The 13,002-nt window shown below is 45.8% G+C and carries 16 protein-coding genes and 1 tRNA gene; 14 read left to right on the top strand and 3 right to left on the bottom strand.

Annotated features, from left to right (window positions below; translation table 11 throughout):
• Window positions 1-38 precede the first annotated feature (38 nt).
• The 11 genes from ATORI0001_RS07855 to ATORI0001_RS04375 all read left to right on the top strand — a co-directional run bounded on the left by ATORI0001_RS07855 (window position 39) and on the right by ATORI0001_RS04375 (window position 8,385).
• Entirely contained in the window at window positions 39-701 is a 663-nt protein-coding gene (locus ATORI0001_RS07855) for an FtsB family cell division protein (protein ID WP_162010743.1), read from the top strand.
• A 15-nt stretch (window positions 702-716) separates the two neighbouring features.
• A complete protein-coding gene (locus ATORI0001_RS04330; protein WP_003149301.1) occupies window positions 717-1,742 on the top strand; it encodes a Ppx/GppA phosphatase family protein in 1,026 nt (341 codons plus the stop codon).
• A gap of 50 nt (window positions 1,743-1,792) precedes the next feature.
• Window positions 1,793-1,877: transfer RNA gene (locus ATORI0001_RS04335), tRNA-Leu, on the top strand.
• Between the two features lie 61 nt (window positions 1,878-1,938).
• Window positions 1,939-3,099 (top strand): Fic family protein, encoded by a 1,161-nt coding sequence (locus tag ATORI0001_RS04340; protein WP_003149014.1) that lies wholly within the window; start codon window positions 1,939-1,941, stop codon window positions 3,097-3,099.
• 148 nt (window positions 3,100-3,247) lie between these two features.
• On the top strand, window positions 3,248-4,084 hold the full coding sequence (locus ATORI0001_RS04345; RefSeq protein WP_003149528.1) for a GntR family transcriptional regulator: 837 nt from the start codon (window positions 3,248-3,250) through the stop codon (window positions 4,082-4,084).
• A 107-nt stretch (window positions 4,085-4,191) separates the two neighbouring features.
• Window positions 4,192-4,890: a triose-phosphate isomerase gene (locus ATORI0001_RS04350; protein WP_003149339.1), complete on the top strand. Its 699-nt coding sequence runs from the start codon at window positions 4,192-4,194 to the stop codon at window positions 4,888-4,890.
• 21 nt (window positions 4,891-4,911) lie between these two features.
• Entirely contained in the window at window positions 4,912-5,433 is a 522-nt protein-coding gene (locus tag ATORI0001_RS04355; protein WP_003149274.1) for a YjbQ family protein, read from the top strand.
• A 27-nt stretch (window positions 5,434-5,460) separates the two neighbouring features.
• Window positions 5,461-5,760, top strand: a complete 300-nt coding sequence (locus tag ATORI0001_RS04360) for a PTS sugar transporter subunit IIB (RefSeq protein WP_003148889.1) — start codon at window positions 5,461-5,463, stop codon at window positions 5,758-5,760.
• 20 nt (window positions 5,761-5,780) lie between these two features.
• On the top strand, window positions 5,781-7,175 hold the full coding sequence (locus tag ATORI0001_RS04365) for a PTS galactitol transporter subunit IIC (RefSeq protein ID WP_003148959.1): 1,395 nt from the start codon (window positions 5,781-5,783) through the stop codon (window positions 7,173-7,175).
• Window positions 7,176-7,225: 50 nt separating this feature from the next.
• The gene (locus ATORI0001_RS04370; RefSeq protein ID WP_040324510.1) at window positions 7,226-7,726 is read left to right on the top strand and encodes a hypothetical protein; all 501 of its coding nucleotides are present in this window, start codon (window positions 7,226-7,228) and stop codon (window positions 7,724-7,726) included.
• Between the two features lie 2 nt (window positions 7,727-7,728).
• The gene (locus tag ATORI0001_RS04375) at window positions 7,729-8,385 is read left to right on the top strand and encodes a class II aldolase/adducin family protein (protein ID WP_003148922.1); all 657 of its coding nucleotides are present in this window, start codon (window positions 7,729-7,731) and stop codon (window positions 8,383-8,385) included.
• A 73-nt stretch (window positions 8,386-8,458) separates the two neighbouring features.
• Here ATORI0001_RS04375 and ATORI0001_RS04380 read toward each other — a convergent pair whose 3' ends face one another.
• Window positions 8,459-9,334, bottom strand: coding sequence for a class II fructose-bisphosphate aldolase (locus tag ATORI0001_RS04380; RefSeq protein ID WP_003149319.1), 876 nt, complete (start codon window positions 9,332-9,334; stop codon window positions 8,459-8,461).
• Window positions 9,335-9,571: 237 nt separating this feature from the next.
• Between ATORI0001_RS04380 and ATORI0001_RS04385 the strand changes: the two genes are divergently transcribed.
• Complete coding sequence (locus tag ATORI0001_RS04385) at window positions 9,572-10,024, top strand: PTS sugar transporter subunit IIA (RefSeq protein ID WP_003149091.1); 453 nt, start codon at window positions 9,572-9,574, stop codon at window positions 10,022-10,024.
• 53 nt (window positions 10,025-10,077) lie between these two features.
• Here ATORI0001_RS04385 and ATORI0001_RS04390 read toward each other — a convergent pair whose 3' ends face one another.
• Window positions 10,078-10,428, bottom strand: coding sequence for a type II toxin-antitoxin system PemK/MazF family toxin (locus tag ATORI0001_RS04390; RefSeq protein ID WP_237755899.1), 351 nt, complete (start codon window positions 10,426-10,428; stop codon window positions 10,078-10,080).
• Window positions 10,412-10,714 carry a type II toxin-antitoxin system RelB/DinJ family antitoxin gene (locus tag ATORI0001_RS04395; protein WP_237755900.1) on the bottom strand — a complete coding sequence of 101 codons (303 nt, stop codon included), beginning with the start codon at window positions 10,712-10,714 and terminating at the stop codon, window positions 10,412-10,414. The genes ATORI0001_RS04390 and ATORI0001_RS04395 overlap by 17 nt, the downstream gene beginning before the upstream one ends.
• A 227-nt stretch (window positions 10,715-10,941) precedes the next feature.
• Here ATORI0001_RS04395 and ATORI0001_RS04400 point away from each other — a divergent pair, with 227 nt between their 5' ends.
• Together ATORI0001_RS04400 and ATORI0001_RS04405 are read left to right on the top strand one after the other, a co-directional pair.
• On the top strand, window positions 10,942-11,391 hold the full coding sequence (locus tag ATORI0001_RS04400) for a PTS sugar transporter subunit IIA (protein ID WP_003149219.1): 450 nt from the start codon (window positions 10,942-10,944) through the stop codon (window positions 11,389-11,391).
• Window positions 11,392-11,504: 113 nt separating this feature from the next.
• Window positions 11,505-12,986 carry a PTS ascorbate transporter subunit IIC gene (locus ATORI0001_RS04405; protein ID WP_003149029.1) on the top strand — a complete coding sequence of 494 codons (1,482 nt, stop codon included), beginning with the start codon at window positions 11,505-11,507 and terminating at the stop codon, window positions 12,984-12,986.
• The last annotated feature ends 16 nt before the right edge of the window (window positions 12,987-13,002 follow it).

Raw genomic sequence — 13,002 nt, forward strand, 5'->3', positions numbered from 1 at the left:
GCTCTACGGACAAGACAGCTTCGCAAAAGTCTCAACCCGTGTCTGGACGCGCGGGAGATCGCGCGCCCGTACAGACCATCGGATCCGTCTCACGACGTGGGATGGATACCTCGGATGAGCAGGTGAGAAGGACTCCAGGCCAAACTGCAACTACGCGTCAAAGTGCAAATATGCGCCAGGGTGCTGGAGCGCGTCAAGGCGTCGGGGAGTGTCAAGGGCCGACGGCGCGCTCTGTGAGCAATGCCGTGCGCAATTCCGACCAAAATCGTCACAAGACGCGCGAGAAAAAACAGGTCGCTAACCTGCCTGAACGGATTCGTGCCATTTTACGTGCGCATAAAAAGCTGACTATTTTTATATGCTTTGTCGGAGTTTTGCTGATTGGCTTTTATGGACCCGTTCAAGGCTACTATCGTGCCATACGAGACGCACAGGAATTGCAAATAACGCAGCAAGAGGTTGAGAAAGAGCATAAAAATCTTAACGAAGACGTCAATCGCTTGCAGACGCAGGAAGGTATTCAGGACAAAGCGCACGAGCGTGGGTACGTTTCTGAGGGCGAGACGAGCGTCTCGGTTGAAGGTGTCGGAAATACCACCACTGATGACAAGCAAAAAGAGCAAAAGCGACCAGAAAATCCTTGGTACATAAAGCTTTTGGATTTTGTTTTTGGATATGTGCCAACTGATCCACAGAATTGATTTGGAAGCTTATAGATGATTGCAGTAATTGATATTGGTACGGTAACGGTTCGACTGGCTGTCGCAGAAGTTGCTGGTGGTCGCGTACTGCGTATGGCCAAATACTCTGAAATCTGTAACCTTGGTGTTGGTGTTGATGCAACCGGTCTACTTGACACCGATGCAATCAAGCGTGTGTATATGACAGTGGCCTCGTATGTGGAAGCTGCAAAAGAAGCCGGTACACAGGCCATCGTGTGCACACTTACCTCGGCTGCGCGCGATGCAAAGAATGCGCCCGACCTTGGCATGGCTCTCGCTTCTTTGGGTCTTGAACCCATGATTATTCCCGGAGAAATTGAAGCCGCACTTACTTTTCTTGGGGTTGCACAAGACTTTAGCAGTCGACAGATTCTTGTGGCCGATAGTGGTGGCGGCTCTACTGAGTTAGCACTAGGAAATGTGACCAACAACATCATTAACCTGCCGTTTATTCGTTCGCTTGATGTTGGGTGCAGGCGCGTAACAGACCGCTTTTTATCTGAGGGCGATATTCCTACATCCGCCCATCTTGAGGCCGCCCATGCTTTTGCTTCTCGACTCATGCGAGATGCGCTTGCGACTTCCGAGTATCAAGAGGCCATACGGCCGGAAGTGCTTGTGGCAACAGGAGGCACGGCTACCAGTCTTATTGCCATGAATGCTCAGCTTGAGCCCTACGATCCCGCTTTCGTGCACTTAAGAGGCATTTCGGTTGAGGATGTGCAGAAACTTGAAGAACTTCTCGCCAAATTGCCGGTGGAGGAGCGTGCAAAGCTTCCAGGACTTCAGGAAAAACGTGCGCCGGTAATACTGGGCGGGACAATCGTACTTTTTGAGCTTATGCAGGCAACGGGCTTTACTACGATGATTGCCAGCGAAAGCGACTTGCTTTTTGGGCTTCTCATCACCTCAGCAGCCGTGCAGGAAGGAAGACCTTCTCCAGTGGTTTGGAAGCCGATTTTGAAACCGCTTGACAAGGCGCTTGGAGGACCGTCCAAAAAACCGTTTAAGGAGAAATAAAACTTCTAGTGCACGTAAAGGCCACATCGTGCGATAATATCGATGCATTCGGGGGCGTGGCGGAATTGGCAGACGCAGGGGACTTAAAATCCCTCGACTTCGGTTGTGAGGGTTCGAGTCCCTCCGCCCCTACCAGGTATTTTATAAGATTGAGCTGTCTCTATGACGCGGAAAATCGTAGAAGGTTTGATTTAAGATGTGTGTAGATAAAGATCCGTTTGAGGAATATTTGCGAGAGCCTGATCCCGATAAAGCTCATAAAGGTTATATCTGGAATACGGCAATTGGACTTCAAGGTGTAGACGGACTCAGACCGTCTCGATATTTAGTTGATACTGCTATCCAGAATATCGAAGGTAAGATTACGCTGAAAGAAGCGCAAAGTCTTATCGACAATTACTATTTAGAAAAGCCGGCACATATATCGGATGATACGCGTACGGAAGAGGCCGATAAGGTATCTTTGAGAATTACGGAAGTGCTTTCAGAAACAGCTTTTTCATTTTCGCCAAACGAATATATCGCTATACATAGAAAATTATTTCAAGACGTCTATAAACATGCTGGGAAGATAAGAAGTTTCAATATTTCAAAAAAAGAGTGGGTGCTTGACGGAGCAACCGTTGTATATGGTAGTGCTTCAGAGCTAAAGGCCACACTTGAGTACGATTTTTCCCAAGAAAAGAGCTTTAGTTACAAAGGTCTTTCGATGAATGATATTATTCATCACCTTGCGGTCTTTATTTCAGGGCTGTGGCAGATTCATGCTTTTGAAGAGGGGAATACAAGAACAACCGCAGTGTTTCTTATTAAGTACTTAAGGATGCTTGGCTTCCACGTAATGAATGATATGTTTGCCGAAAATGCGTGGTATTTCAGAAATGCACTCGTGCGCGCTAATTACACAGACCTGCAAAGGAATATTCATGAGTCAACCGAGTACCTTGAGGCGTTTCTTAGGAACTTACTTTTAAACGAGAAGACTGAACTTCATAACCGAAATTTGCATATAAGCGAATTGTGGAAACCTGAAAAAGTGGACATTGGTGCCGAAAAAGTGGAGATTGACCGTAAAAAAGTGGACATTGGTGCCGGAAAAGTGGACATTGAGAGTTTGGTGGACATTGAGAGTTTGTTTTCCGACAAAACAGAGGGCTTCTCGGATAAAACGGTTCTTCATATCAAAGCTTTATATGAGAGTTTTGGCGATAACAAGGTCTTTGGAAGAAATGCGGTTATGGAACTTCTCGGCCTAAAGAGTTCGGGAGCATCCAAGTTAATTTCCAATTTGGTGCAGGTGGATATTATTGAGTCTGTATCAGGTTATGGAAAAGGAAAATATAGATTCAAAATTTAATCAAAATTGGCGGCATCGCGAGTCTTCAATAAAGGTATTTCGAAGGCATTGTTTAATTCTTACCTGACGCATACCTTGTTCACTTGTATACTACTTGTCTATGGAAACAGATCATCACTTGTTCGATTTTATAGGTTAGAAGGTTACAGTGTGCAAAAAGGCTACAAACGACAATCGAATATATCCTCATTTTCCCACGCCGGAAAAGCTCACCAGTCAAGATAAGCCGACAAAAGCTTTGATTACCAGCAGTGCCACATCGCTCCACTCGCAGCTGGCCGACCAAATCAGGGAAATGATTTATTCGCGCGAGTTGGTCTCCGGAGAAAAGATTCTTTCGGAGCACGAGCTGATGAACCGGTTTGGTATCAGTCGGGGAACCGTACGACATGCGATTGAAACGCTGGTCAACGAAGGTCTTTTATTTCGCGTTCACGGAAAGGGTACATATGTCGCGGAAGAAGGACTGTCCCATCCGGCGGGAGTTCGACCGCTTTCGTTTGCCGAGTCTCTTAAGAACCAAGGAATGGAATTTGAAACAAAGGTCTTAGAAAAGAAAGTTTTACCTGCTCCTGAAAACGTAAAAAATGAGCTGCAAGCGTCGCCCTCAGACCTTATCTGTTTTTTGCGCAGAGTTAGATATGTTGGTGGCGAGCCTATTTTATGTCAGGAAAGCTGGACGAACTTATCGGAGTGTCCCGGCTACGAAAAAGCGGACTTCCGAGTGGAGCCTGCCTTTTCAGCTGCGGAAAGATGCAGCGGAAAGAAGATTGCATATTCAAAGATCCGCTATACGGCGCGCGCGGCAGGAGTGGAACACGGTCGCTACTTACATTGCGATGAAAATTCACCGATTCTGGTTCTTGAACAAACGATCAGATTTGCCGATAAGGCCCCTTTCGAGTGGAGTCTTACGTGGCTTACATCAGGGCAGGCGGTAGTGGGGGATGCAATTCAACCCCGAAATGCGCGCGCTCACCGATAAAATTCATCGACAAACTATCTTGTATATAAAATTATGTACAAGTTGATATATACTGCTTATATTGAACTTGTCGTTTTGTATGCATGCTTTGGATAGAGGGGATTTGTATGGAAAAGCACAAGTTGAGAAGCCCATTTTTTGTAGTTAATCCAAAGTCGTATTTGTATGGAGAAGAGCTTCGTAAGCTTGCCGTCAAGGCGGATGAACTTTGCGAGAAGTACGATTTTGATTGCCTCTTTACTGCTCAGCTGATTGACCTCGCATGGGTTGCTGAGCACTGCACACATCTTATTCCGTGCGCTCAAAATATGGAAAGCTTGAGGCCCGGTCGCGGTATGGGTCATATCTTGCCTGAGGCGCTCGCGGCGGCGGGAGTGAAGGCTACATTTTTGAATCATGCCGAGAACCCCATGACTGTCCATGAGCTTGCTTCAACCATAGCTCGTGCTAATGAGGTGGGGATTCTTACCTGTGTGTGTGCCGATTCCGTTGAAGAGGCAAAAGCCATTGCAGAGTTGCATCCCGATATTATGACCTGCGAGCTTACGAGCCTTATCGGAACCGGACAAATTGCCGGTGAGGATTATATGCGTGCTTCGACCGAGGCGGTAAAGGCCATCTCTCCTGTCACTAAGGTACTTCAGGCGGCAGGTATCAGCTCCGGAGAAAATGTGTACGACGCCATTAAATACGGCGCCGATGCAACTGGGGGAACCTCGGGCATTGTTGCGGCCGATGATCCGTTTGCAATGCTTGACGAGATGTTTGAAGCGCTTGATCGAGCTCGTACTGACTTTGCAAAGTAAGAGAAGGTTGGAGAAGAGATAATGGCTGTTTATCAAGATACGATTACGGTATCAACTGCAGCAGGTCGTCCTGACTTTATCGATATCAAGCAGCAGGTGATTGATATCATTGCTGCGTCCGGGATCTCAAACGGTACTGTGACGTGCCAAACAACACATACTACCTGCTCGGTTATTTTTGAGGAGTATGTGCATGATACAAATTGGCAGGGGCAGGAGTTTCTCCAGGGAGACCTTATTCGTTTTGTGGACAAGATGATTCCTCGCGAGGTTGAAGAAGGACGAGACTATCGCTATCCGGGACCAAAACACGTCCAATTTCTTGTGGATTATCACAATGAGCACCCCGAGTTTCCGGGAGAGGCAAATACGATCTTGAATGGAGATGCGCACCTGAGGGCATCGCTCTTTGGTAGCAGCCAAACTTTTGTCGTTACTGACGGCATGCCTGCAACCGGAGAATTTGGTCACATTTACTTGGTTGACTGGGACCAGAACAGGGAGCGTAATCGTAAAGTTAAGGTTTGCGTAATTGGTGAGTAGTTTGTAAGAACAGAGAAGGGATGAAAGATGGCTGGAAGAGTGAAACACATTTTGCTTTCTTGTGGATCAGGAATTGTAACTTCAACGATTGCCCGGAAAAAAGTAGAAGAACTTTTGGATTCTCATGGATATAAAGGGCAGTATGAGATTACACAGATTCCGCTCGCGTCTGCTCCAGAGAAATCACGCAACTACGACTTCATTGTAGCAACGTCAATAGCTCCTCAGGAGTTGCATTGTCCGTATGTTAATGGAGTTGCCTATTTAATGGGTGTGGGTATGGATGTGCCAAACCAGCAGATCTTAAAGCTTATGGAAGAAGAGTAAACAGAAAAGGAGGACGTAAAATGGATGCTTTTTTGGGGTTCTTCTCGTTCATTCAAGGGTTGGGCGTATCGGTGATGATGCCGATTGTGCTTACAATTCTTGGCTGTATTTTGGGTGCAGGCTTTGGTAAAAGTTTGCGAGCTGGACTTACGGTTGGCGTTGGTTTTATCGGACTTGGACTTGTAATTAACAGTCTTTTGGGAACTACACTTTCACCGGCAGTTCAGGAAATGGTCAATCGTTTTGGATTGAGTCTGACCGTTGTTGATGTAGGCTGGCCAGCAGCAGCAGCTATTGCAATGGGATCCACTGTTGGCTTGATTATTATTCCACTTGGTCTTGTAGTAAATATCGTTATGCTTCTTACTAATACTACTCAGACTGTTGACGTTGACATTTGGGACTACTGGCATTTTGCTTTTACCGGTGCACTTGTTTCAATCGTAACCAATAGCTATGTGTTTGGTATTATTGCAGCCATTCTAAACATGATCGTGATTATGGTTCTTGGCGACTATACGGCTCCTTTGGTTGAGGAGTCACTTCAGATGCCTGGTGTTTCCTTGCCACATGGGTTTACTACCGCATATGCACCGATTGCGATGCTTTTTAACTGGATTTTTGACAAGATCCCTGGGGTATGTGATATTGATATCAATACGGATACACTCCAAAAGAAATTTGGTGTGTTTGGCGAGCCAATCTTGGTGGGTACCGTTATTGGACTGGTAATTGGTGTCCTTGCATATTGGGACGGTGGAAATGTTGCTGCTTCCATAACCAAAGTGCTGTCGTTGGGAGTTTCGCTTGGCGCCGTATTGGTGCTCATTCCAAAGATGGCTGCCTTGCTAATGGAAGGTTTGCTTCCTATTTCTGACGCAGCTTCTACGTTTGTCAACAAGCATTTCAAGAACCGTGGAAAGATATATATTGGCCTTGATTCTGCAGTTGGCGTAGGGCACCCAGTGACTCTTGCTATTTCGTTCATCCTTGTCCCTCTCTGCATTTTCTTGGCAGTTATCCTTCCGGGAAATAAGGTTCTTCCTTTTGCAGACCTTGCGGTAATTCCATGGATGTTTGTGCTCATTACTCCAGTCGTACGTAACAATGGTTTCCGTGGAATTTTTATTGGACTTATTGTTCTTACCGTCGGTTTGTACATTGCTACAGATCTATCGCCTCTTATCACTACTGCTGCATCTAATGTCCAGTTTGATATGGGTGGAGCCGCGGCGATTTCATCTATATGTGATGGCGCAAACCCGTTGACATGGCTAATTGTACGCATTGGCGGAATTGCTAATGGCTTGGGCTTGGCAATAATTGGTATCGCAACCCTTGCGCTTGCAATATGGAACAAGCGTCGTATTCATAAAGAAGCGCTTGAACTCCATACTTCAGACACTGCTGAGTAGATTGTATAGTTTGGTCGGAGTCTTTAGGGCTCCGACCATTTGGGGTTTAAATGAAAAGAGTATTTACGTATCAAAATCCATACTATGTGATTGAGGTTACCCTGACGGGTATTTTTTGTATTGGAATTGCATTAGTATCAGTTTGCTGCATTGCATTTAATTTGCTACTACCTAGAGCAGTATTTATGTTGGCATTGCTAGTATCGTGTTATCAAATTTGGAATACGTTTGTTTCTGGATCAAATCCAAAGGTCATTGAACTCTCTGAAGAAGTAATCTCCTTTAGTTCATATGGAAGAATACAAAAATATGATTTGAAAAAAGTCAATTCATTTTTGGTAAGAGAGTTTCCAAGTTCAGGAAAGATTTACCTAAGAGTTAATGACGCATCATTACTGTCGGGACGATTTTGGATTCCAACGAAAATGTTTAATGATTCAGAAGAACTGTTCTCATTACTCAGAGATTTGGAGTACAAAATTCATCCTGATTCTCTAAAAGCAAGGGCTCGACGTACAAATGAAGAATATCTCAAGAGGAAGAAGAGGTAAAAATGTACGCAGAGATAAAAGAAGAAATGCTCAAATGTGCGATGCGAATGGATCACTATGGTCTGATTGCGCTTTCTGGTGGAAATGTTAGTGTACGGATGGAGAATGGCGATGTCGTGGTCACCCCATCTGGAATGATTTATGACGAAATGGTTCCAGATGATATGTTGGTTGTAGATCCGCAAGGAAATATTATCGAGGGATATAGAAAAGCGTCTGTTGATACTGAGGCTCTTTTATACATTTTTAACAAGATGCCAAAGGTTAACGCTGTTATCCATACCCATCAGCCATATGCTACAGGGTTAGGTTTGGTACTCGATGAAATTCCTTGTAATCTCTCAACGTTGGCAAATGCAACTGAAGGATCAGTATTTATCGCACCATATGGCGATCCAGGCAGTTTGTCCATGGGAGAGAGAGCTGTTGAGTGTATTGGCAATAGGCTTGCAGTTGTTCTGAAGCATCACGGTGTCATTGCGGTTGGTAAAGATTTACGGCAAGCTATGTATGCCTGCATTTACTTAGAAGAAGCAGCAAAAACTGTATCGGTTGCTTTGTCTACAGGTAAAGAAATGGCAGAAATGACTCAGCCACAAATAGATGAAGCTATTGCAGTATTTCATAGGTACGGACAGAATCCGGAAGAGGAAAAATAAAAAAACTCCGATCTCAATTTGGTGCTTGAGATCGGAGTTCTTCTGCATTTTTGCGTTATGCCACAGAGTAACGCTACGCCACAGGATTAGCTCCGTTTGCAAACACCTGGATGACGTGAGTGAAGTCTGCAAGCATACGCTCATAGGCAGTTGTGGTCATGTCGTGCCAGTAGACAGTCTCGCCGTTCTTCTCGCCAATAAGCTTTTCTACGGCTTCACCGGCATACTTTACGCCATATGTGTAGTAGTTGATTTTACGGATACCGGCATTGATGGCCTTGGCGTAGTCAGCATCAGATACGCCTGAGCCGCCGTGCATAACAAGTGGAGTTTGAGAGAGCTTCCTTATTTTATGGAGCACGTCAAAGTTTAGGTGCGGCTCGCCTTTGTAAATGCCGTGAACCGTTCCGAACGAACACGCGAGAATATCAAGACCGGTCGATTGGATGAAATCGAGCGCTTGATCAGGATTGGTATAGATCGCACCGGATTCTTCTGCCGTTGCGCCTTCCTCACGTTCGCCAAATTCACGAGCCCCCATTGAGCCAAGCTCGCATTCAAGACCGGCGTCAAAGCTTGCGCACATGTCGGCAGCGCGTTGGGAATTTTCTACGTTTTCTTCGTAGGGTTGGTAAGAACCGTCATACATAATGCCGTTAAATCCCATTTCAAGGGCGCGACGCAGGTAGGAGAGACTTTCTCCATGATCAAGATGTACGCAGACCAAGGCACTGGAACGCTCCGCAAGAGCAACCATTGCAGGACCGATCTTGTCGAGAGGAGCAAAGGGCTCATGGCCTTCTGCATGAGCAATGATAACGGGATAGCCGGTTTTCTCGGCAGCATCGATTGCAGCGCGTAGTGCTTCCATACTCGGTACATTGAAGGAGGGGATTGCCATGTTATTCTGCTCGGCAATGGCACAGATATCGCGAAGATTTACCAGCATGATGAACTCCTTTTCTATAGGTGTCCGATGCAGTTATGATATGGGCGTGTTCTACGGTGCCGTATGCCGATAATTTGACGACAGCCTAGTGACATTACCTATAAAAACTGCTACAACTTGTACATATAATTATATACAAGCTTTGGAGTAAGGGTGTGAGAAACTGGAAATCTTGATTTGTTGTGAGTGAGCCGCCTGCAAGGTTTCTATAGTTTGTGCAAATGGAAAGGAAACATAATGATTCTGAAGAAAGAGCTTATCAAACTTGCCGTTGAAGCCACTGATTCTGAGGAAGCCCTGCGCACTGTTGCCCAAGGCTTTGTGGATAACGGATATGCAAAAGATACCTATCCTCAGGCCATCGTTGAGCGTGAGCGCGTCTTTGCAACGGGACTTCCTGCACCTGCTTTTGATATTGCCATTCCGCATTGTGATAGCGAACACGTAATCAAGCCCGGAATCGGCATTGCAACGTTGAAGGATTCGGTTGCATTTCAAATGATGGGTGATCCTGAAACTATCTTGCATCCAAAAGTCCTCTTCATGCTTGCTCTCACCGAGCCTCACGGCCAGCTTGAAATGCTTCAGAAGCTTATCGGAGTCATTCAGGATGCGGAGCTTCTTGAAAAGATAGGGGCCTGCAAAGATGTTGATGCGCTGTATGAGCTTATGGCTCCCGTATTGGGGTGAGTCCGGGGACCTCAATCCGTCTCAAATTAATGAGTGTTTATATGATGTCGTTCTTATTCAGATACTATTTTGTTGAGAATTATAGTAATAGCAGCAATATCATTTTTAGATAGGGTTCCAATATAGCCGGCTGTGCCGAGGTATCCGGGTGGGATTTCAACGATTCTGTCTACTCGTGCTATTGAAGCTTTGTCCAGCCCCGCTTCTTTCCAGTTGCGGATTAAATAATCATGTTCAAGATGTAACTTGTTGGTTGCGGATGTTACCATCATGATGAGTAATCCGGAACGGTGGACATCTATTACAATTACCGGGCGATACTTGTACCCTTTGCCTTCGGAGTAATTGAAACGTGCGTGCCAGATTTCCCATACGTGAGGCGCACGATTATTCATCTTCATCATTCCAGTCACTTGGCAGTACGGCGATGCCGTCAGCATTGAGCTCGGCGTGATAAGCCTTAGCAGAGATTGCTTCATATGTGGGCTTTTCTATGCGCAAGTTAAAGGGTAGCCCGCCAACTTCAATCGATTTGATCAGGAACAGGTTAATGGCATCTGAAAGGCTGAGACCCCAACGTGAGTAAATATCCGTCGCATCGGCCTTTACACGGTCAGTAGTTCTGGTTTTGATTTCAGCTTTCCGCGCTGTTGCTATAGTCATTTCTTTCTCCTGTCTATCGTTACCCATAGTGTACCCTATTTGGGTATATATTATAGTTACATATAAGCTTAATAGAACTAAGACGAAGATTTGGTTCTTGATTAGATCTCTTCTTCGCTACTCCGTGGATATTCCTGTCCGCTACGACAAAATGAATCAAAGCGAATATTTGATAAATTGTCTAACCTTTTCTCTGCGATACTTATAAAATATCTATGTAGACGTTTTTGATTCGTAGAGTAGAGAGAAGTGCTATGAGCCAGATCAAAGATATGCTCAAACTCGAAAACGTTCAGGTTATCGATTCGGCACAGGACTGGGAAGACGCCGTTCGCATTGCAGTTACCCCTCTGGTAAAAGGGGGATATGTTGAAGAACGTTATATTGACGGTATCATCACCAACGCCCATGAGCTCGGTCCATATTTTGTTCTTGTTCCAAATCTTGCTCTTCTCCATGCCCGTCCTGAACAGGGCGTTATTAAAAAACAGCTTGCGCTTACTATTTTGCGCAAGGGTATTGTGTTCAAAGAGGGGCAAACCCCTACGAGCGTGCTGCTAACGCTTGCCGCTGAGGACTCAAATTCGCACATTGAAGTAATGCGAGAGCTGGCTACGCTACTAGCAGATCCGAAAAACATTGAAGCTCTTGCTCAATCTCAGAATGCAGATGAAGCGTATTGCCATATGACGGTTGGCTCCTAAACCGAAGAGTCCATTGGCAACCTGTCCGATGGAACGTATTTTGTGCACAAAGGTATACAGGCCTTTTGCAATAGTGTCTTACGTTGGTTACCTACGTGGAAGGAGTACGTAATATGCCAGTTATAGACTTTATCGTTAACGTGCTATCAACGCCTGCAATTCTTGTTGGCCTTGTAGCCCTTCTCGGTCTGGTGCTTCAGAAGAAACCGATTGAGGAACTTGTAAAAGGAACTCTGAAGACCATTGTTGGCTTCTTGGTTCTTTCTGCCGGAGCGAGTTTCCTTCAGTCGGGGTCACTGCTTGCGTTTGGTGAGATTTTTAATTATGCCTTCAATATGCAGGGAGTTGTTCCCAACAACGAGGCAGTCGTTTCGATGGCGCTTCAGGACTTTGGCCAAGCCACCGCAATCATTATGTGTCTGGGTATGGTTCTCAACATTGTTCTTGCACGTTTTTCTCGCATGCACTATATCTTCCTGACAGGTCACCATACGCTTTATATGGCAGCTATGCTCGCCATCATTTTGCACATCGGAGGCCTTGACGGTTGGATGCTCTACATTTCAGGTGCGTGTCTCTTGGGCCTCATCATGGTTCTCTCGCCAGCATATTGTCAGCCGACCATGCGTAAGGTAACCGGCAGTGATTCCGTTGCTCTTGGTCACTTTGGCGGTGTTGGATATTGGCTTTCCGGAATGGTTGGTAAACTTTTTGCGTCTGATCGCGAAAATAGTACCGAGAAACTCCAGTTCTCCAAGCGGCTGATTTTCCTGCGTGACAATACGGTTTCCATCGGTCTTACGATGATTATCATGTTCCTTATTATCACCGGTGTTGCGGTTGGCCGCGGTCTTTTGGGTGCTGTTCCCGCTGGTATTTCTGCTGCCGAGTTTGCTTCAAATCCTGCATATGCAGGTTTCCAGCATCTTGGTGATTTGCTTAATGTCGGTACTGAGACCACCACAAACTGGGTGGTCTGGGCATTTCTGCGCGGTCTCTCTTTTGCCGGTGGTGTGTATATCATTCTTTCTGGTGTTCGTCTCATCATTGGTGAGATTGTTCCCGCATTTAAGGGTATTGCTGAGAAGCTCGTCCCTGGTGCAAAGCCTGCGCTCGATTGTCCTATTGCGTTTACCTATGCACCAAATGCCGTTATTCTCGGATTTTTGTCTTCCTTTGTTGGAGGAATTCTTGGTTTGATCTTGCTGGGTCTCATTAACGCAAGCCTCGTCCCTCTCGCTCTTATTCTTCCTGGCGTTGTGCCTCACTTCTTCTGCGGTGCTACGGCTGGTGTCTTTGGTAATGCCGAAGGTGGTATAAAGGGCTGTGTTGCCGGCGCGTTTGCTCATGGTCTGCTCATTACCTTCCTTCCCGCATTTTGTATGCCGGTCTTTACGAGCATGGGCTTTACGTCCGCAACGTTCTCTGACGCTGACTTCTCGGTCATGGCGCTTATTTTTGGCAACGTTGCACTTAATGCACAGGGACTCATTCTTACGATCATCTGCATCGTTTGCTTCTTGCTCCCAATTCTCTACAACCTTGTTGCTCCCAAGCACGAGGTATCTGAGACAGCAGAGAAGACAACAAAGTAAGACATTCTTTCACGCT

Source organism: Lancefieldella rimae ATCC 49626 (assembly GCF_000174015.1).
In the GTDB taxonomy this organism is placed as follows: domain Bacteria; phylum Actinomycetota; class Coriobacteriia; order Coriobacteriales; family Atopobiaceae; genus Lancefieldella; species Lancefieldella rimae.